The organism is Paenibacillus sp. RC21 (assembly GCF_044907935.1).
GTDB classification, from domain to species: Bacteria; Bacillota; Bacilli; order Paenibacillales; family Paenibacillaceae; genus Paenibacillus; species Paenibacillus terrae_A.
Genome location: NZ_JBIYCS010000001.1, coordinates 91,022 through 110,894, shown reverse-complemented (window position 1 = coordinate 110,894; position 19,873 = coordinate 91,022). Strand labels below are relative to the sequence as shown.

Below are 19,873 nucleotides of genomic sequence, written 5' to 3'. Positions count from 1 at the left end.
TACTAGAGTATAAACAGAATGCCTGCCAGAGCGACCAGCCCCCCGAAAATCGAACTGATGCTATTCACTCTATCATTGCTCATCCAACGCCAGCCCCGCACATAGACCGTCGGTTGTCCACAGTGCGAGTCTACCTCTACTTCCCGGCCGCAAACCGTGCAGGAACGCATCATTTGCACCGTAGCACCGAGATAGGAATCGGCGAAGGCCCCCGCACTACCAGATATTCCGCCGATCAGTGCCCACAGCCATAGCGGCAAGCCTGGCATTCCTATGGCGTGTCCAAAGACCCATGCTCCTATTCCAATCAGAACTCCCCCAGCCAAGGCCGCAGCTGTCCCTAGAACAGATACACCTCCCGAGGTTCCGGGTGCCAGCACCTTGCCATTCAGTATCGAGCGAGGCGGCTTGCGGCTCAGGCTGCCAAATTCCGTTGCCCACGTATCCGACGTGACTGTAGCCATGACGCCAACAAAAGCCAACTGCCAGGCAACATGAGGCCAGATCGCATAGCACAGGCATAACAGCATACCTAATCCCCCGTTGGCCCATACCTGACCAGCATCCCGATTTCCGGTTTTGGCATACGATTTTTCAAGCTCTGCCTTGCGCTCCTTTTTGAACCTCGACAGCAAGGTCGATGTAATGAAGAACAGGAGCAAGGTCCCGAACCAAAACAGGTTACCTGCACCATAATACACGGTTCCCATCAGCACAGCCGCCGCAAAGCCCGATAAGGTTAAGGATTTTTTATAAAAAGCAGCTCCCGCCACTACTGCAGCGCCAAGCAATCCGATGATCCAATCCATGATATACCCCCACTTTGAAATGAATCTCTCGTTTTTCATTTTTCAGTTCGTAATTTATTGTACAACGCTCTACACTTATATAAAAACCGTGTCCCATGCTATGGCACAGGACACGGCCCTTACATTCTTGCCTGCGGAAATCCCCCCATACTGCCCAACTACCAAGAGAACTCCCTTTTTAACCAACTTAATTGATGCAATCACACGAATTAACTTAACCAATTGTGCAGCTTCCTTGATGGTCAGTTCCCCAAAATAGCTCGAAGCGATCTCCACTCGTTGCAGGCCCTACACCTGCCGGAGTGCCTGTAAAAATAATATCGCCTTCACCCAGTCCATAATGGGTCGCTATGTAATCAATGATATGCTCGATGGAAAAAATCATATCCTTGATATGGCCACGCTGTACTTCCTGCCCATTTTTGAGCAATGAAAAATCCTGCTGCTCCAGCGTGTCCAGTTTCTCTAAAGGCAAGAACGGTGTAACGGGAGCAGAAAATTTGAAACCTTTAGCCGCCGTCCATGGGTGACCCTTTTTCTTGAGAACGCTTTGTACATCACGCAGGGTAAAATCAATACCAAAGGCAAATGCACTCAGAATCGTTTCCGCAGACATACCCGGTTCGTAATTACGGCCTACCACCACGACCAGCTCTGTCTCATAATGAATGTCTCCTTGATCTTTAGGAAGCTCCAGTGTTGCACCATCCAGCGGTACTACCGCATGGGAAGGCTTTAAAAAAATCATCGGTTCTGTAGGAACCTCATTTCCCAGTTCCTCGGCATGCAGCTTATAATTGCGCCCGACACAGTAGACATTACGAATTTCTACGTTCATTACGACCGTCACCCTTCCCGCGTATATAGTCCAATTATTTAATAAATAGATTACGTATATAGTGCCACATCCGGTGCTTGGAATGCAAAAAAACCTGCTCCCAGCGATCCGGCCAATTGGTACAAATCATCAATTCAGGATGTAATGAGGCCAATCTTCGCATAATGCTACGGTCATCCACTGTCCACGCCATGACAGTGATACCGCGTCCGGTCAAGTCTTTCATCAGCTTTCGGTCCAAACGCGGGTAGCCCATGGATAGAAAAGAGCATTGCAGCCCTTCCAACTGCTTTGCCAGATCATCCGGACGAGCATCAATAATCAGCCCGGTACGGATACCTGGAGCCAGCTCTTTGGCCCGACGTAAAGCGGAACGCTCAAAAGAGGTCAATACCACTTCATTCTCCATATCCCGCGCCACAATTTCACGGAGTACCGCCTTCTCCAGCCCCGGATACATATCCCCTGCGGTTTTTAGCTCAATATTGAGCGATACGCGGCCACGACACAGATCCAGCACTTGTGCGAGAGTAGGAATCCTTTCTCCTTGATATTCCGCGCTTTTCCAGCCACCAGCATCCAGACGTTTCAGCTCTTTCCAGTCCGTATCCTTCACTCGACCTGTGCCGTTAGTCGTGCGCTCCAACGTGAAATCATGGATGACCACCGGAACGCCGTCCTTCGACAGTTGTACATCCAGCTCAATCCAGCGCACAAACAGCTGATCGATCGCAAGCTTAAAGGCCGCCAACGTGTTCTCGGGAGCAATTCCCGAAAAACCACGGTGAGCCACGCACAAATGATCCATTCCGGTTATGACCTCCATCCACAAGTGGTAGCCTCAATACAGACCAGCCTCGTGTAAAAGATTTCCTTCGACAACTATCGGGCGGTTACTGAACCGTCTGCGCCTACAGAAACATTAGCCGGTGACATCGCCGCTACTCCTTGCAAAATTTTGCCGGCCTCCGCATCCTTCATTGGAACTGGTTGCCCCAGCTCCGCCCGGTAAGGAGTCAGCTTCATCCTGCAAGCCCCAGCCCGGGTACAAGTTGCCTGAAATATCGCTGTATCCCAGGTGGCTGGTACTGTAGATTTAGAAAAAATAAAATTGCCTGTGCTGTAAGCAATCCATTTGCCTTTATACTGCTCCATCCCCTGTAACACGTGCGGGTGACCTCCAATTACAAGATCTGCCCCTGCATCAACAAAAGCATGCGATAGCTCGGTTTGATGAGGCTCCAATACAGTCACGCGCTCCTTGCCCCAATGGGCAATAATAATAACCAAATCAGCCTGCTTGCGCGCCTCACGAATCGATTTCACGATCGCGGTCGAATCGTAGGCTCCTGCAACACCGGGCTGTTTGGCGCCTGCATTCCAGTTGGCCTCGGGCATAACCCGTGTGGCTCCCAACAACGCAATTTTAATACCTTTACGTTCAAAATAGTGCGGAGCATACGCTTCTTTTGCATTACGCCCGGCTCCGGTATACGCTATATCATTTTCTTTCAAATATTTCAGCGTATCCAGTAATCCGTCTGTGCCCTGATCCAAAATATGATTGTTGGCCAAATTTACAGCGTCTATTCCTGCCGCAGCCAACGCAGTCAACGCCTTGGGAGAAGACTTATACACATACGTTTTATTCAGCGCACCCACGCCCCCGGTTGTAACCGGCGTTTCCAGATTGGCTATCGTCAGATCGTCCTTGCGAAACAGATTTCCAAGATATTGATATGGAAAATCAAATCCGTTCTTTTCCAACCGCTGCTCAACCTTACCGGAAAACTGCACATCCCCTACAAAATGGAGCGTGACTGTCGGTGAAGCTGTTCCATCCGATGCCACGTTCTTTCCCTGCTCCGATTCGTTGGGGTCAGCAGAATTCTCGCTGTTCGATGCCCCCTTATTTGAAGAGCTGTTCGGTGATTGCCCTGCGTTCTCTGAAGATACTCCTGATTCTGACGAGTTGCCTTCGGGAATATTTGTGTCAGACGTTGTCACGGGGCGGCTGTCTGTATCTGTAGCAGTATCAGAAGAATGCTCCGTTTTATCGTCATCAGCTTGCTCGCCTCCATTGGAGCTATCGTCCATTTGTTCATTTGAAACGGCTGTAACGTTCTCTCTTATCGGGCTAGAAGACTGTCCTCCACCCGCAGAATCCGTTTTGGCCTTGTTCTCCTGTTGCAATAGTCCGGCGTTTTCCGCAAGAGAGCTACTCTCCCTGTGTTCAAATATGTAATAATATCCAAAAAGACCTACGATCATAAGCAGCAGGACAAGATTCGTAATGATCCAGGCCTTGCCTATTTTTCGCTTCCTTGCTTTCTTTCGACCTTCATTTTTCTGTGATCTGGGAGGGTACATTCTTCACTCCTTCTATGCTGTTGCATATGCATTACTTTCCTAAAATGATCCGGCGCTTTTGACACCTTCTCCATTATATATCAAAATTTGGTATAAATAGAACCCCTCGCTTGGGATTGCGAAGGGTTCGTTATTCAAGTTGCTCCATTCATTTAATTATACCTGTACCTCGACCGCTTCCCGTTCCGCAGCTTGGACGGCGACAGAGGCCCATTCCTTGGCCTGACGGATACAATCCGGCAAGCCGATAGCATCATAGCCGGCACCCAGAACATACACTCCCGGCATCGTTGTACGCAGTTCTTCCCGCAGATCGGCGATAGCCTGCGGGTGTCCTACCGGATATTGCGGCATGGAGTGGCGAAGACGGGTAATTTCCGTAAATAGTGGAGTCGCCGTAACGCCCATCATGTCCTGCAAATCCTTACGTACCAGCGCAGTCAGTTCATCATCGGGTAGCTCTACCGTTTCTTCGGCTCCAGCACGCCCCACATAACAGCGCAGCAGTACTTTATCGTCCGGACTGGTATGCAGCCACTTGGCGGACGTCCACGTACAGGCCGTCACACTGCGTCCCTCTTTACGAGGAACCAGAAAACCGGAACCATCAAAGACATTCTCGATGTCTTTTTTATGAAAGGCCATGACCACATTCGCCACGGACACGTAATTAACGGCTTCCAGTGCCGCCACCTTTACATGTCCCCGCAACAACGGCGCAGCGGCAAAATTCGGAGTCGTGATAAATAGATCGTCCGCCTCCAACGTCTCCCCATTATCCAGTACAACATGGTAGATGCTTCCTTCACCGTCTGCTGTCTTTGTGAACTCTGTAACAGCAACGCCTATACGCAAATCACAGTCATGCAAGTCATTCAGTAACGCATGTACCAAACTTTGCAGTCCTTGTCGGAAGGTCAGGAAAGCACTTTTTTTCGTGCCTGTATGCGTCTCGGCTGGCTTTCTTCCGGTCATCATCCCGTGAATGAGGCTTCCATATTGCTGCTCTACTTCAGCAAATTGCGGGAAGGTCGCCTGCAAGCTCAGCGTCTTCATATTGGCAGCATATATGCCAGCCAGCAGCGGCTCGGTTACATTTTCCAGCACTTCTTTGCCCAATCGGCGTTCGATAAAATCACCCAAGGCTTCATCACCGGGTATGCGCCGAGGCGGAATAACAAAGTCCATCATGGCCCGCAGCTTGCCGCCCAAAGAGATGAGCCCGCTTCGCAGAAATGGTTGCAGCTCCGTCGGAATTCCCAGTACCAGACCGGGGGGCATCGGATGAAGCTGACCTTCATGCAAAATGTATGTTTTTTTCGCCTCAGGATTCGTGCTTACCAGCTCATGATCCAGCTCCAGCTCTTTTGCCAGGTCGATCATAGCCGTTTTACGGGCCAGAAAGGAATCCGGCCCTTTTTCAATCACAAACCCGTCTTTATGCAACGTTTCGATTTTCCCGCCCAGCACCGGGGCCTTCTCCACCAGCGTAATCCGTGGTGTGTAGCCTGCTTCTTTGTACATTTTACGTGTATAAAAAGCTGCGCTCAGTCCGGTCAATCCTCCGCCTACAATCACAATATTGCGTAGTTTTTGCTCCATAATGTCCTCATCCCTTTTTCCATTGGTCTATGATGACATCGCTAAGCGTCTCCATGTACAATGGATCACTGTTAAGCGAATCAATCCGCTGGAAACGCATATCCAGTTCCTTCGCTAAAGCCTGCGCCTCAATATCCAGATCGTACAGTACTTCTAGATGATCGGAAACGAAGCCGACTGGCGCAGTCAGCACATATTCAACCTGCTCTTCCTTGAGACTATGCATGGTATCCAGGATGTCAGGACCGAGCCAAGGCTCTGCTGTGCGACCTGCACTCTGCCACGTAAACTGCCAGTTGGTGATTCCTGCCTTATCCGCAATTGCTTGCGAAGTAGCCATCAATTGTTCTACATAAGGGTCACCCATCGCCAAAATCCGCTCAGGCAAGCTGTGCGCACTGAACAATACACGTACCTCGTCCCGATTCGCCCCTGCCTCTTCGAAAAGCGCCAGTTTTGCATTCACACGTTCGGTCAACGTCTTGATCAGCTTTGGATGAAGATGATAGCTTTCCACAAACGATATAGCCAGCTCCAGTTCCTGTGCCTTGGCCTGTGCGCGCTTGATATAAGTGCCTACACTCATTACGGAATAATGCGGAGCCAGCACGATACCTACCGCTGTACGGATACCATCTTGCACCATAGCCTCCACACCATCCTCGATGAACGGCTTGGCATGTTTGAGTCCCTGATAGCAGACAAATTCAATATCCGGGTTACGATTTTCCCGATTTAAGGTTTCTTGCAGATTGTGAACCTGACGATCCGTATTTTGACGTAGCGGAAATACACCGCCCAAAATGGCTTCATAACGGTCCTTTAATTCTTTCAATTGCTCCGGGGAAGGAGCGTTACCACGACGAATATGCGTATAATAGGCTTCCACCTGATCCAAACTTTCCGGTGTCCCGTAGGACATAACCAGTACACCCACTTTGGTTTTCATCAGCACATCACCTCTTAACATTTTGGATTGATTACTTCTTTGTCAAAACGGAACGGGAATACTCGTGCACATACTCTGTAAGCTCTCTCAGCTTATCTAACGAAGCTTCTGGAAATAAACCGTGACCCAGATTAAAAATATATCCCGGCTCCAAAATTCCTTCATCCACAATCGTTTTCGCGTACTGTTTAATTACATGTATCGGCGCTGTGAGCACGTAAGGATCCAGATTTCCCTGCACACCAAAAGCATTCCCCAAACGACGGCGTCCTTCAGGTATACTCACCCGCCAGTCCAGTCCGATCACATCGGCTTTTACCCCGCCCAGCAGCGGAAGCAACTCACCGGAGCTTACACCTGGAAAATAAATTTTCGGTACGTCCAGATCGGACAGCTCATGGAAAATACGTGTAATCGTCGGCAGCACAAACGTTTGGAAATCATGAGGCGAAAGCGCCCCTACCCAGCTGTCAAACAGTTGAAATGCCTTGCCGCCGTTAGCGATATGGGCACGCACGTATGTAATAACCATGTCTCCAAGCTTGTCCATCAGCCGACGCCATAATTCAGGCTCTCCGTACATCATGGCCTTAGTGCGGATATATCCCTTGGACGGTCTGCCTTCTATTAAATAACTAGCAATTGTAAAAGGAGCTCCGGCGAACGTAATCAGCGGTACCTCCAGCTCACGGTCCAAAATACGGATCGTTTCCAAAATATTACCCAGATCTCGTTCTACATCAATCGGGCGCAGCTTGTCCACATCCGCCGCAGTACGAATCGGATTATCAATAACCGGACCAATATTTTTGACAATATCAAAATCAACCCCCAGCGAGGCCACCGGATTCATAATATCAGAATATAAAATAGCAGCGTCCACCCCGAGCTTGCGCACGGGCATTAAGGTCACTTCTGCGGCCAGCTCGGGCTGACGACAAATTTCAAGCAACGTGTATTTCTCTTTAATTTTGCGATATTCAGGATCATACCTTCCGGCCTGCCGCATGTACCATACGGGAATATGATCCACAGCCTGCTTGCGGCAAGCGCGGATAAAGGTATCGTTGTAGGTCATGACTTCAGCCTCCAGTTCGAATCGTAACTACTGTGTTTTATTATGCCCTTTTTCAAGAGTCGTAACAACCGCCACTGGCAGACAATTCATGACAAACCCATGACATTTGGATAAAGTTTCAATGAAGTGTGCTATACTAGAGAAATGGCTTTTTTAAAGCTCCGGGAAGTTCTACTTAGGATAAGTAGTTTTGCATCAGCAAGAAATGACAGAAAGGAAGTGAAAGCACATTGAAAACGTGGGAGACGTGGAAAGTCAATCTCATTGTGCTTTGGTTCGGTCAGTTTCTGGTCAATGCGGGTATTACGATGATTACTCCATTCCTCGCCCTCTATCTGGCTCAAGACCTTCATGTGAAGGGAGAACATGATATCGGGCTGTGGGCCGGAGTTATTTTTGCCGCAAACTTTTTGACTTCATTTATGTTCCAGCCTCTATGGGGCAAGCTGGCTGACCGATATGGACGCAAAGCAATGCTACTCCGCTCGGGTTTCGGTATGGCTCTGGTGATCGGCTGCATGGGTTTGGTCACCCATCCGTGGCAACTGTTGGCGCTTCGTCTGCTGAACGGTACGATTTCGGGTTTCAATCCGGCTTCGATTTCTCTGGTGTCGGGTACCACACCCAAAGAACGGACCGGTTTCGCTATGGGGATTATGCAATCCGGTCAGATGGCGGGTACGATTCTCGGCCCTCTGATGGGCGGTTTTTTGGCTGACTGGGTTGGATTCAGACCGATCTTTTACATTACAGGTGCTCTTATTCTTGTAGCCTCTCTCATCGCAATGTTTCTGGTTAAGGAAGATTTCAGCAAAGCCGAAGCTGCACGAATACCGCAAATTTCGGTTCTTGCCGGATTAAAGGAGCTAAGCCATACGCCCCAGCTTCCGGCTCTGTTTACCGTAACGTTCCTGCTCCAGTTTGCCATGATCAGTACGGTATCTTTGTTGCCGTTATATGTGCAAAAGCTGTATGGGTCGGCAGAAGGAATTGCGCTCATTGCTGGCTTTGTTACAGCCATTACCGGCGTATCCAATATGGTCGCTGCGCCGCTGCTTGGAAGATTGAGTGACAAGATCGGGGCACACCGCATTTTGACCCTCGCTCTGCTCGGAACAGCACTTATGCTCATTCCACAGGCTTTTGTCAATCAGGTGTGGCAGCTCGTCACGATTCGTTTTTTCATGGGTATATTTATGGGCGGTCTGCTGCCGAGCGTAAACGCGCTGATTCGCACGTATACACCGGAAGGCATGGAAAGCCGTTCGTTCGGCTTCAATACCAGCTCGCTGTCGCTTGGTAATATGCTGGGCGCTGTCATTGGCGGGGTGCTGTCCGGATTTATCGGCATCGAAGGACTATTCATCATGTCAGGTGTCCTGCTGATCGTCAACATATTCTGGGTACGTATGAAGCTCTACGATCGTAAGCCAGCACCTGATTTCAGGTAAAATAGCCCTCTCGTAAGGGCAACCTTCCAGAACAGACAAGAACCTCCGATCCACAATTTTGTGGACAAGGAGGTTCTTTTTTGTATAGCTACTTTTTGTATAGCTATATAAGTAGTATTACAACCTATTTTACTCGTGCCAATGCCAATCCGTCATAGGCTGGCAAAAGCGTACTAACCAGCCGTGGGTCCGTAGCTATCGTTTCGTTAAAGCGTCTCACAGCCTGTACGGCAGGGCCGTTCTTGTCGGTATTAAGCGTCCGTCCGCGAAGGAAACAGTTATCTCCCGCAATAATGGCTCCTGGATTCGCCAGAGCAATCGCATATTCCAGATACACCGGGTAATTTTCCTTATCGGCATCGATGAAGAAAAAATCGAAGGTCCTCCCCTCTTCCTGAAGCTCCTTCAGGCTGTCCGCTGCAGGTCCGAGACGATATTCGACACGGTCACCGTAACCGTTTTCCTCCATATGTCTATGTGCCAGTGCCGCATACGCTTCTTTCAGCTCCAATGATACAATGCGTCCCTTTTCTCCCAGCCCACGGGCCAGACATAATCCGCTGTATCCGCCTAATGCGCCAATCTCCAGTACCTGCTGCGCGCCGGATACCTCAATCAGAAAGGTAAGCAGCTTCCCGTAAGGATGAGCCACCGATACCTCAGGCATTCCCTCTCCAACAATGGCCTCCCTGATGCCGCGGAGCGCTTCATCCTCCTGTACCAGTTGGTCTACATATTGTTCAGGCGTCATATTGGGTGTAATTTCCACGTTTCATCTCTCCTTCTCGCTTTATCATAACGCAGGTTGAAAGCGATGTCCTTCGTAAATTATTTGCCTTAATTATTTGTCTCTTCGTGTACAATGACCTATACTATAGGGATTGAAACAAGCTTATATGATTATGGGGACGGAGTGAATACGTTTAATGACTCAACTGCAACTAATTGCAACTGCGCCGATGGGACTTGAAGCCGTCGTGGCTCGGGAGCTCAGAGAACTCGGATATGAGGACCTGACCGTCGAGAATGGCCGCGTCGTTTTTTCCGGTGATTATATGGATATATGCCGGTGTAACCTGTGGCTGCGCACATCAGACCGCGTTCTTATTAAAATGGGTGAATTTGCCGCAACCACCTTCGATGAGCTGTTTGAGGGCACCAAAGCTTTGCCATGGCAGGATTGGATTCCTTTGGATGGTGAATTTCCTGTAGAGGGACGTTCGCACAAATCACAGCTTAGTAGCGTACCAGCCAGTCAGGGAATCGTCAAGAAGGCGATTGTGGAAAAGCTCAAGGAAACCTATCACACGGATTGGTTTGAGGAGAACGGCCCTCGTTATGTTATAGAGGTCATTCTCTTAAATGACCGTGCATTGCTAACGCTCGATACGACGGGTCCGGGGCTGCACAAGCGCGGCTACCGCAAGCTCGTAACGGAGGCACCGCTCAAAGAGACTATGGCTTCGGCTCTTATTCAGCTTAGCCGCTGGACCCCGGATCGACCATTCTATGACCCGTGCTGCGGTTCCGGTACTCTGCTGGTAGAAGCAGCAATGCAGGCATGGAATATTGCCCCGGGATTGAGACGTACCTTTAACTCGGAGGACTGGCCTGTCATTGGTCGCGAGCTTTGGGATCAAGCTCGTGACGAAGCGATGGATTTGACCCGCGATGACATTCCTTTCGAGATTGCAGGCAGCGATATTGACCCGGGTGCCATCGAAGTCGCAGAGGCAGCTGTAAAGGCGGCAGGCTTCGCTAAAGATATCTCCCTAAAGGTAATGCCTGTAACGAAAGTCAGACTTGAAGGCCAATATGGTGTGATGATTACCAATCCACCCTATGGTGAGAGATTGAGCGAGCAATCCGAGGTGGAAAAGCTGATCCGTTCACTCGCACGCACGGCAGCGGAAATGAAGACATGGTCCTTCTTTGCTATCAGCTCCACCAAGCAATTCGAGCACTATTGGGGACGCAAAGCCGATAAGAGACGCAAGCTGTTTAATGGCCGGATCGAATGCCAATACTATCAGTATCTGGGCCCTCTACCGCCGCGCCGCAAAGATACTCCGCCGTTGCAGTCTTAAATAGATGATGCCCAGGCCAGGAAGCGAACCATCCGTTCGCCTCCTGGCCTGATTTGTGCTGTTCATAGGATAAAAATGTGGCTTTCCCCTGCTGTACTGGAAGGAAAATGCTGTATTTTCTTTACTTAATCATTGAAATGCGCGGGATGAGCGCTATAATAATTAAAGGCGATTTCGGTTTTAACATTACGTTAATATGTAGTTTATACTAGCCGAACATTTATGCCGAAGGGGGTAAAGTGTTGGTTATTCGCACGGCCGGTGCAAATCGCACTGGAAACATGTTCAGCAGAATGCTGCTGTCCCGATATTTTGGGTTTGGTCTGTTTTTTGTACTTATGATTGGCAAGCTCGTTCTGATCCACCATAACCTGCATGCCCAAAATATTGACATGAATCCGCTGGATTATGTCATCGCTATCGGTTCGCTCCTGCTTGTGAGTTTTTGGACCCTATGGCTGTCAAGGCGCGGACGTTTGGTCGCTCTTGTAGTGCTCGATATTTTGCTTACCGCTCTCATTTATTCTGACATGGTTTATTATCGGTATTTTCAGGATTTCATTACGATCCCCGTCTTGCTTCAAGCTGGACAAGTTGATTCCTTGGGTGGAAGTATCGCATCTCTGATGTACTGGTGGGATCTTTTCTTTTTTGCAGACTGGATACTGTTCATTCCGTATGTGATGTTCATGGCTTCCTTACGGCGTCGGTATGTAACAAGTGATCCTTACTTCAAAACGTCCCGCCGCTCATTCACCAAAAGCTTTCTGCTTCGCTTCTCCAAAGGAGCGCTGGCCTTCCTGATCGGCTACATTTTTACCTTTGGACCGATTAAATATTATACGTCCACGTGGGCAACCGGCATATTCGTCGGTAACTGGTGGTCGATGGCCCTGTACAATGTAACCGGGCTGATCGGATTTCACGGGTACGACATTTACCGCTATAGTCAGGATCATCTGGGATCCCAGCCTACGCTGGCTCAGGCGGAGTCCGATAAGGATAAGGAATGGTTTAATCAGCATCAAAAGCTGCTCCAAGTGAAAAATGACCTATCCGGCAAGTATAAAGGCAAAAATGTGATGGTCATTCAAGCTGAAGCGTATATGAACTTTTTCATCGGCAAAAAAATCAACGGTCAGGCCATTACTCCTAACTTTGACAAGCTGACGAAGGAAAGCATGTATTTTAACAATTATTATCACCAGACTGCGCAGGGCCGTACTTCGGACGCGGATTTCTCTACACATGCTTCTCTGCATCCGCTCCCTACAGGCTCGGTATTCATCCGTTATGCGGACCATAAATTCGATACGTTGCCTTCTATTCTAAAAGATACTGGCTACAGCCCTAATGCATTTCACGTATACGACAGCAGCTTCTGGAATCGCTATACAATGTATAAGGCAATGAACTATGACAAGTTCTACAGTAAAAAGGATTTTGAGATAGATGAGCCACTCGGCTGGTCACTGGGAGACAAATCCTTCTTCCGTCAAACGCTCAATGATCTCACCACTGAAGTAAAACAGCCGTTCTACGCCTATATGGTCGGAATTTCGAGCCACCACCCGTACAATCTGCCACCAGACGCCGTGGATCTGGACGTTGGTGAGTTTGAAGGGACCATGTTCGGAGACTATCTGAAATCCGTCCATTATGTGGACGAAGCACTAGGCGAGCTGGTCGATCAGATGAAGAAAGACGGATTGTGGGATAATACGATCCTCATGTTCTACGGGGATCACGACAATTCTATTAAAGATAAGGCACTGTATGAGAAATTTCTGGGTAAACCACTCACAGATCTCGACATGCAAAAAATCATGAACCAGGTGCCACTGCTAGTACATCTTCCCGATGGAAGCCGCGCGGGAACTTACACTGAACCGGCAGGACAGCTTGATCTGACACCTTCGGTGATGCATCTGCTTGGCATTTCAACGAAACCGTATTACTTTATGGGTAATGATCTGTTCAGCGAAAAGCCTCGTATGGTCGTGCTGCGCAGTGGCGCTTTCACTGATGGTCGTGTGTACTACATTCCATCTGAGGATGGCACGTTCTCCAAAGGAACTTGTTACAACCTCACCACAGGCCAGCCTACGGATGTGAACGCCTGCGGACCGGGGTATACTGAAGCACTCAATCGGTTGAACATTTCCGATCAGGTGATCACATATGATCTCATTCGCCAATGGGAACCGGAAATCAAAGAAGTCACTGCGACTCCTTCGACATCCAATTAAATTTTCTGAGGAAGGTTGCTTACACAGCACTCTTCCCAGATTCCCGGAAAGATAATACCAACAAGAAAAGGCCCGATCAAGCAGCATATGCTGATGATCGGGCTTTTTGTATTCTTGAGCTAGTAAACCGCGCTCATTTACATTTACGAATGCTTATGGGCGCAATGCTTTTTTGGCTTGCTCCAGCCGTTGTGCTTCTTCACCAAGCATTTCCTCAGCAACCTCTACCGCATCGTCGCCAAGGCTGTCCTTCGCCTGCTCTAAAGCATGCTCCGCATGAGTACGGGACTGCTCCGCCTGCTCAATCAGTTGCTCAGCCGGATGTGACAGTGCCTGAGAAACGGCATGGTGAAGCTTGTCTACCGAGTTTTGCGTTTGGGCCTCGACACTGTGATTGTCGAGATTGGAATCATATTGGGCCATGAGTCACTCCTCCTTCTGGGCAGTGGTCTGCATCCATTAGCATGGATCAGAAGAAGGGGAACTATACAAAGCTGTGAATGCTGCGTACTGGAATTATTTTATAAAACGCGCAGCCTTCTCCAATACTTCATCCTCTGTAGCTGCACTTATATAACGTCCGTTCACATATACAAACGCCCGCTTTCCACAAGGACCGCAATACGATTTGCAACCGATTTTGATCTCCGCATCCGGTGCCATCTTTTGCAGCTTGGGCAGGATCGTTTTCAAGCGAATATGATTGCATTCATCACATACGCGAATATCATTGGCCATCTGTCATCCCTCCGTGCTCCGGCTTAGTGGTCGCCGTGATTACCTTGGGAAGGGTTAGTAATGACAAATCCTTCTTCGGGGAAGTATAAGTAATCAATTTTTACACCATCCAGCAGCGGCTGGCCGTTTTCCAAAATAACATCAATGCCTTTATCTGTAGATACGACGGTATCTGTTTCTTTAGGCGTGTCCAAATCCAGCCCGTAATGAGCATGGTCTCCATGGGAATGAGTAATGACAACGCGCAGGCTCTTCCCTTGGTTTTCTTCTTTATCCAATTCAAGCTTCAATACTTTAGCTGCGTTGCGAGTAATTTTGCAATTCATCAACTTCATCTCCTTCATATTAATCAAATGAAGTGTGGTCCATCGGAGTATGAATATCCGTGCCACACAATTTAACAGGTAAATTCAACAACTACAAATAGCCTCTATACTAGAAAGGCAATATTCCTATTGTAAAGAAAATGGCGAAAAATCGCAATCACGAAATTCATAAGCTTTTATTCCTACTGGACACGTACGTGCTGCTTCTCAAGCACATCGGGATATTTACGTTCAGCGCGGGTCACAAACCAGTTCATCAGCAGCAGCGTCACCCCAATGTCGTCAATGGGCATAAATGGCATGACATCTGGCAACACCCAATAGAGCAATACAGGGACGGCAAACAGCAATTTTTCACCCAATGGAATCTTCGACGAAGTAATAAACCGGGGCATGCGACGAAACACATGTGACCATTGACGGAGAGACAGTAATCTTTTCCACTTCATAGGTTGTTCACTCCATTTCCAATGCTCCTAAGTATATATACCCCATTGAAGGGACATGTAAGAGGAACACTTGTAAAACACGTGCTCCTCCTAATACGTGCTGATAAACCATGGAGTTTCAGGCTAACCCTTTTACTATGAAAGCACCGTTGCCATTAACATGCCCACCTCTGCCGCAATATCGTCATAATCACGCATAGGCAGCGGATTTACACCCAGCCCGACTTCAACGGTAAAACCCGGTTTTCCAAACCGCTGTATAAACCAATCCTTATATCCCGCATCGCTGCCCCCCAGCTTTACCGCCCGGTATCCTGTTGCAGCCGCCAGCCGTGATGCCCAATCCCGACTCTCCTTTGGCTCCAAATCCCGGTAATTCCAATAGATTTCCTGTCCCTGACTGTGTATGGACAACACCATATCAAACTGTTCCCGCTCCGTCAGATCGACAAGCGCTTTAGCCTCCGGCTCAGACAAAGGCGCAGGGCCCGCATAATCCCTTCTGGACGGGCTTGTTTTACCGCGTCTGCGTACCTCTTCCTCCCAATACGCCGGAAACTGATCGTTAAGGTCCACACCGCGAATGTTAGCCTTCCATCCACGATAATCAGCACGGCCTTCATTCCACTTTCTTAAGTCATGGTACAGGGGATGAGACGGAAGGACACCTTGTTGAACCAGTTCCACCCCATCTGGATTGACCATGGGCACTACCCATAAAGAAGTGCGGTATAGCCAGGTTTGTGGAGAAACTCCATATATCCATAGAGGAGCCTCGCCTTGATCCTCACGCTCATCATGATGCTCCCCACCTTTATTTCCATTCGTACTGTCGACTCCTTGCGCATATCGCTCTACAAAACGCAGCAAACATGGTGTCGTCAGCCATTCATTGGCATGTACAGAGGCGTTGACGTGAATTTTCAGCGGGCCCCGTCCAATGCGTACATAGGGGATATCCTTCCCCATGACACTGGTGCCGATGCTGCCCACTTCAATAAACGGATACCTTTGAGCCAGGGCCGCAAGATCTTCTCTCAAGTCCTCGTATCCATACTCTCCACGCAAACGTACAATCTGATTCTGATGGTTTTCAGGTATAATAATGGTTTTTCCTTCCACAAAATCATGCTCCGCAAGTTCGGGATTGACCTGCCGCAGCTCATCAAGCTCCATACCAAACTGCTTGGCAATCTGTCTGGCATGCTCAGCGGCCTGAATAACGTATTTACGATCCATTGACGGACGAATGTACAGCACTTGACCACAAATCAGATAGGGTTGCGCGGCAGTCCACGGATTGTCTGCCATCAATGTATCTGCCGATAATTTAAAAGCCGAGGCGACCCGGTGCAAAGTATCTCCTTTTTGTACGATATATTCCCTCATCTTCTACGCCCCTTCCATCTGTCTTACTGCATGTTATGCAGACGCGGCGTGTCTTGATGTAACGAATACCAAAACAGCCGATTCTTTTGTCCAATGACAAAAAAATCGGCTGCCTCATCAATCCAGATTGGTAACCTGCCAAACAACAGGCGTTTGACGAATTTGCTCCCCAAGCCACTGTGCGGCAATGCTCTGGAACATTTCCGGATCACCGGAACAAAAAAGCTGATGCACAGGGGTTTCATCCCCGGCCTCTAACTTGCCCTTGTTATACAAAATCGTACTCGTCTCACGAGCCGTTTCGTCTGCTGAACTAATCAGCTTCACGTTAGGGCCCATCACTTCCTGAATCGTTTCCTTCAAAAAAGGATAATGCGTACAACCGAGAATCAAACAATCAATCGGGTACGCTTGAATCGGCTTCAACGACTCCTCTACGACCTCTGATGTTGTGTCTGAGCGGAACAGTCCCTGTTCCACCAAAGGAACGAGAGCAGGGCAGGCATGACTCAACACGTCTACATAGGGGGATAGTTGCTTCAGCGCAGCCGTATAGGCTCCGCTTCGAATCGTACCGACAGTCCCAATCACCCCGACATGCCCGGTGGCTGTTGCGCTGATTGCAGCACGTGCCCCAGGGTGGATGACTCCGATCACCGGAATGGATACCTTTTGGCTAATATAATCCAATGCCGCGGCTGTTGCCGTGTTGCAGGCAATAATAATGACTTTCGGATCAAATTGAATCAGAAAATCAACCATTTGCTCTGTAAATTTCTTAACCTCTTCCGATGGCCGGGGTCCATACGGGGTGCGCGCAGTGTCTCCAAAATAAATGATTTTTTCCCGTGGAAGCTGACGCATGACTTCTTTAACTACCGTCAAACCTCCTACACCGGAATCCAATATTGCAATCGCTTGCTGCACGTACACACCGCTTCCTTTTTTGTTCAAGTATGAGTCGTTCCCTCTCGGGAAGCTATCCGTTGCTACATACCTTATGTTGTATTCGAGTAAAAGGTACCCCCAAATATTACTCGAAAAAGGGAAAGCCATCAACAAAGAGGCTTCATCCCAACAGGAGAAGCCTCAAAGCGAATCCATATTCAGCTATATTATATTCATTTAGAGCTGATTACAGAGAATCCTTTTTCGTATCTTCTTGAACAGGAGCAGATGAAATGCTGACTTCGGGAAGAACTTCACTTTTTTTACGAAATTGTCCGATTTCATGAATGACCGCTGAGGCCGTATCCTTAATTTTATCGGTATACTCAATAGAGGCGTCTGTAATTTTCCCCGCCAGTTCCTGCCCTCTATCACTGACAAGACGGGCCTGATCCTTTATGTCCTGACGCAGATCACGACCTGACTTGGGGGCAAACAGCAGCGCAGCGAGCGAACCGGCAATGCTACCTGCTACCGCACCACGGATAAAGCTTTTGTAGTATTCTTTCATCATCATCTCTCCCTTATGCCCGGGCGAATGCCCATCTGTTAATGCATTATAAGCACGGAGAGCTTGTCATGACACAGCGAACAAGCCATGAAAGTACCTACATTTTTCGGGACCGGATACGATACAGGCAGCAACGTCCTCCATCCGCCAAGCAATCCTCACGAACAACCTCGGCATCAAGCAGCTCCTCGAACATTTGCTGCTCACATTCACAAGCCTTGCGGTAACGGCCTGCGATTTGAGAAATCGGACAATTGTATTCCACAATAGAGTAGCTCCCGTCCTCTTCTTCCCGCCACTCCGCCATATAACCGGAGGCGTTCTGAATACCGGAAAGCTTTTCCACACGTGAAGCCAGCGTGGTCTCGCGCTCTATCTGAGGGGCGTAACGCTTCATCATTTTGCGTTTTCTGCCGTCAAACAGAGAGTAAACAGCTTCCATTCCCCGCTCTTCATCCAGTTCCTCCAGCAGCTCCAGCAACAAATGATCATAATTTCGGGGGAACTGCTCACTTCCCTGCTCACTTAGACTGTACAAAAACGTCGGACGTCCCATCGCCTGCCGCACTACTGTAGCGACGATGAGACCATCCTGCTCCATCAATTTGAGATGCCTGCGCACCCCCATTTCAGTAATGCCCAATTGAGCTGCCAAGCTTCCGACGCCCACAGGTCCCTGGGTTTTCAATAGTGTCATAATCATGCGCCTGGTGGGCATTTCGGGTACGATATGCTTATCCGTCACTTTAGCCTTTACACTCCCTCGGGCTGCTGACCCAATTCCTTATTTAAGTAGTCATGCACACTGGATGCAAAACGCTCCAATAGCTCGGGCAGCTCAGGTGTAAGCGGATGAAGGCTCGTCCGGTCCCAATGGAAATACTCCTGCACCAAGGGTTTCCGCAAAGCTACCAGCTCCAGCAGCGGATTAAACACGGTATCATCCAGTACACCCTCTTCATGAATGATACCAATAATATCCTCATAGCTGCTGGCATCGCGCATAATAAATCCGTCAATGATATAGCTTCCTACGTCCGTCACCGTTTCAATCGCCAGATGAAGGCAGCGCTCCTGCACCAGCCCCTGCAACAAATCTCCGTTCCAAGCGGCCGATATGCGGCGGAGTCCTGCAACAATGTCGGTAACGGCCCCTAGCCGAAGCTCAATTTGCTCCCGGTTGACATAATACAAGATCCTGCACCTCCCGTAACCGCTTCAAATTTCATAATCAACTGCGATCGATACATCCTTCACTTCATTCATGTGTACAATGATCTCCTGATGCACAGGGTGTACCTGATACGTTTGCAAGTCCTCCAATGTTTCGACTACAGCCGTAAGGGAAATATCATAAGATCGTTCCGAACGAATCACATCCGTACCTATTTCGAGTGACAGAAGTTCTTTGATTTTACCGTTCATGCTGCGCAAAATGGATGCCGTATGCTCAATGCTTTCAGGGGAGCGGTCTTTCAATTTGAACAAAACAATATGTTTAATCATACGTATAGGCTCCTTATCTTTTAAAATGTTCTCTTCAAAATTTTATCATAACGCCCCACATACGGAAAGAAGCTTTATAATTCTAGCGATCTTTTCCACCATCTTTCCCACCAGACTCCTTGTCCTTCAGCAGAGCAAAAAAATTCTTGAGCTTTGGTGGAAGTGGCAAGCCCATGCGTGAGCAGTTTTCTGTAATCGAGATTAATTCGTTGGATAAATAAAAATACGTCGCCGCCCCTTTCATGATTTCGGTGCCCATCAGGAGATCCATATGATGTGCCAAAGAAATCACCATCAGCATCAAAGCCTTTCTCGTCAATCCCCAAAAACCGGCTTTGCTGCTCAAGCCTTGTCCAGTCTTAATCGCTGCGGCAACTCCTGTCACATAATCAACAGCCATCGCAACTGTGAACAGCACCATCAACTGATTCCAGCCGCCAAATGCAAATGTTATAATGGCACCTGTGGTAGCACAAAACATACTAAACATAGCCGGGTTAATATTCATACCTGTTCCTCCTCTCGGGGCGGTTACTGCAATATATGCAGCGACGTGGCAACCCGTAAAGTCAT

General features: G+C 48.7%; 22 protein-coding genes. 3 read left to right on the top strand and 19 right to left on the bottom strand.

The window, feature by feature from the left end; all coding sequences use genetic code 11:
- Window positions 1-2: 2 nt before the first annotated feature.
- The 7 genes from ABIA61_RS00540 to hemE form a co-directional block, all read right to left on the bottom strand.
- Window positions 3-809, bottom strand: a complete 807-nt coding sequence (locus ABIA61_RS00540) for a DUF92 domain-containing protein (RefSeq protein WP_283655462.1) — start codon at window positions 807-809, stop codon at window positions 3-5.
- A gap of 214 nt (window positions 810-1,023) precedes the next feature.
- Window positions 1,024-1,647, bottom strand: a complete 624-nt coding sequence (locus ABIA61_RS00535) for a fumarylacetoacetate hydrolase family protein (RefSeq protein WP_404580183.1) — start codon at window positions 1,645-1,647, stop codon at window positions 1,024-1,026.
- A gap of 34 nt (window positions 1,648-1,681) precedes the next feature.
- Complete coding sequence (locus ABIA61_RS00530; protein ID WP_404520963.1) at window positions 1,682-2,455, bottom strand: glycerophosphodiester phosphodiesterase; 774 nt, start codon at window positions 2,453-2,455, stop codon at window positions 1,682-1,684.
- Window positions 2,456-2,529: 74 nt separating this feature from the next.
- Window positions 2,530-4,017, bottom strand: coding sequence for a CapA family protein (locus ABIA61_RS00525; RefSeq protein ID WP_404580182.1), 1,488 nt, complete (start codon window positions 4,015-4,017; stop codon window positions 2,530-2,532).
- Between the two features lie 156 nt (window positions 4,018-4,173).
- Window positions 4,174-5,619 carry a protoporphyrinogen oxidase gene (hemG, locus tag ABIA61_RS00520; RefSeq protein WP_283655459.1) on the bottom strand — a complete coding sequence of 482 codons (1,446 nt, stop codon included), beginning with the start codon at window positions 5,617-5,619 and terminating at the stop codon, window positions 4,174-4,176.
- A gap of 7 nt (window positions 5,620-5,626) precedes the next feature.
- Window positions 5,627-6,568, bottom strand: coding sequence for a ferrochelatase (gene hemH, locus ABIA61_RS00515; RefSeq protein ID WP_283655458.1), 942 nt, complete (start codon window positions 6,566-6,568; stop codon window positions 5,627-5,629).
- A gap of 31 nt (window positions 6,569-6,599) precedes the next feature.
- Complete coding sequence (hemE, locus tag ABIA61_RS00510; RefSeq protein ID WP_404580181.1) at window positions 6,600-7,646, bottom strand: uroporphyrinogen decarboxylase; 1,047 nt, start codon at window positions 7,644-7,646, stop codon at window positions 6,600-6,602.
- A 230-nt stretch (window positions 7,647-7,876) separates the two neighbouring features.
- Between hemE and ABIA61_RS00505 the strand changes: the two genes are divergently transcribed.
- Window positions 7,877-9,097 carry an MFS transporter gene (locus ABIA61_RS00505; RefSeq protein ID WP_044646322.1) on the top strand — a complete coding sequence of 407 codons (1,221 nt, stop codon included), beginning with the start codon at window positions 7,877-7,879 and terminating at the stop codon, window positions 9,095-9,097.
- A 124-nt stretch (window positions 9,098-9,221) separates the two neighbouring features.
- Here ABIA61_RS00505 and ABIA61_RS00500 read toward each other — a convergent pair whose 3' ends face one another.
- Entirely contained in the window at window positions 9,222-9,866 is a 645-nt protein-coding gene (locus ABIA61_RS00500) for an O-methyltransferase (protein WP_404520966.1), read from the bottom strand.
- A 157-nt stretch (window positions 9,867-10,023) separates the two neighbouring features.
- Here ABIA61_RS00500 and ABIA61_RS00495 point away from each other — a divergent pair, with 157 nt between their 5' ends.
- Both ABIA61_RS00495 and ABIA61_RS00490 read left to right on the top strand, forming a co-directional pair.
- Window positions 10,024-11,184: a THUMP domain-containing class I SAM-dependent RNA methyltransferase gene (locus ABIA61_RS00495; protein ID WP_404520967.1), complete on the top strand. Its 1,161-nt coding sequence runs from the start codon at window positions 10,024-10,026 to the stop codon at window positions 11,182-11,184.
- A gap of 239 nt (window positions 11,185-11,423) precedes the next feature.
- Window positions 11,424-13,433 carry an LTA synthase family protein gene (locus tag ABIA61_RS00490; RefSeq protein ID WP_404520968.1) on the top strand — a complete coding sequence of 670 codons (2,010 nt, stop codon included), beginning with the start codon at window positions 11,424-11,426 and terminating at the stop codon, window positions 13,431-13,433.
- 153 nt (window positions 13,434-13,586) lie between these two features.
- Here ABIA61_RS00490 and ABIA61_RS00485 read toward each other — a convergent pair whose 3' ends face one another.
- From ABIA61_RS00485 to ABIA61_RS00435, 11 genes are all read right to left on the bottom strand, one after another.
- Window positions 13,587-13,856, bottom strand: coding sequence for a hypothetical protein (locus tag ABIA61_RS00485; RefSeq protein WP_404520969.1), 270 nt, complete (start codon window positions 13,854-13,856; stop codon window positions 13,587-13,589).
- Window positions 13,857-13,949: 93 nt separating this feature from the next.
- Window positions 13,950-14,171 (bottom strand): YuzB family protein, encoded by a 222-nt coding sequence (locus ABIA61_RS00480; RefSeq protein ID WP_014280826.1) that lies wholly within the window; start codon window positions 14,169-14,171, stop codon window positions 13,950-13,952.
- 23 nt (window positions 14,172-14,194) lie between these two features.
- The gene (locus tag ABIA61_RS00475; protein ID WP_014280825.1) at window positions 14,195-14,497 is read right to left on the bottom strand and encodes a heme biosynthesis protein HemY; all 303 of its coding nucleotides are present in this window, start codon (window positions 14,495-14,497) and stop codon (window positions 14,195-14,197) included.
- A gap of 182 nt (window positions 14,498-14,679) precedes the next feature.
- Window positions 14,680-14,946 (bottom strand): hypothetical protein, encoded by a 267-nt coding sequence (locus ABIA61_RS00470; RefSeq protein ID WP_283655453.1) that lies wholly within the window; start codon window positions 14,944-14,946, stop codon window positions 14,680-14,682.
- A 135-nt stretch (window positions 14,947-15,081) separates the two neighbouring features.
- Window positions 15,082-16,335, bottom strand: coding sequence for a M14 family metallopeptidase (locus ABIA61_RS00465; protein WP_404520655.1), 1,254 nt, complete (start codon window positions 16,333-16,335; stop codon window positions 15,082-15,084).
- Between the two features lie 117 nt (window positions 16,336-16,452).
- Window positions 16,453-17,262 carry a glutamate racemase gene (gene racE, locus ABIA61_RS00460; RefSeq protein ID WP_044646372.1) on the bottom strand — a complete coding sequence of 270 codons (810 nt, stop codon included), beginning with the start codon at window positions 17,260-17,262 and terminating at the stop codon, window positions 16,453-16,455.
- A gap of 208 nt (window positions 17,263-17,470) precedes the next feature.
- The gene (locus ABIA61_RS00455) at window positions 17,471-17,794 is read right to left on the bottom strand and encodes a YtxH domain-containing protein (RefSeq protein WP_404580180.1); all 324 of its coding nucleotides are present in this window, start codon (window positions 17,792-17,794) and stop codon (window positions 17,471-17,473) included.
- A gap of 97 nt (window positions 17,795-17,891) precedes the next feature.
- Window positions 17,892-18,539, bottom strand: a complete 648-nt coding sequence (locus ABIA61_RS00450) for a helix-turn-helix transcriptional regulator (protein ID WP_044646315.1) — start codon at window positions 18,537-18,539, stop codon at window positions 17,892-17,894.
- 8 nt (window positions 18,540-18,547) lie between these two features.
- Window positions 18,548-18,988 (bottom strand): DUF86 domain-containing protein, encoded by a 441-nt coding sequence (locus ABIA61_RS00445; RefSeq protein WP_283655450.1) that lies wholly within the window; start codon window positions 18,986-18,988, stop codon window positions 18,548-18,550.
- Between the two features lie 24 nt (window positions 18,989-19,012).
- Window positions 19,013-19,300 carry a Dabb family protein gene (locus ABIA61_RS00440; protein ID WP_250267997.1) on the bottom strand — a complete coding sequence of 96 codons (288 nt, stop codon included), beginning with the start codon at window positions 19,298-19,300 and terminating at the stop codon, window positions 19,013-19,015.
- Between the two features lie 82 nt (window positions 19,301-19,382).
- Window positions 19,383-19,808, bottom strand: coding sequence for a phage holin family protein (locus tag ABIA61_RS00435; protein WP_014280817.1), 426 nt, complete (start codon window positions 19,806-19,808; stop codon window positions 19,383-19,385).
- Between the last annotated feature and the right edge of the window lie 65 nt (window positions 19,809-19,873).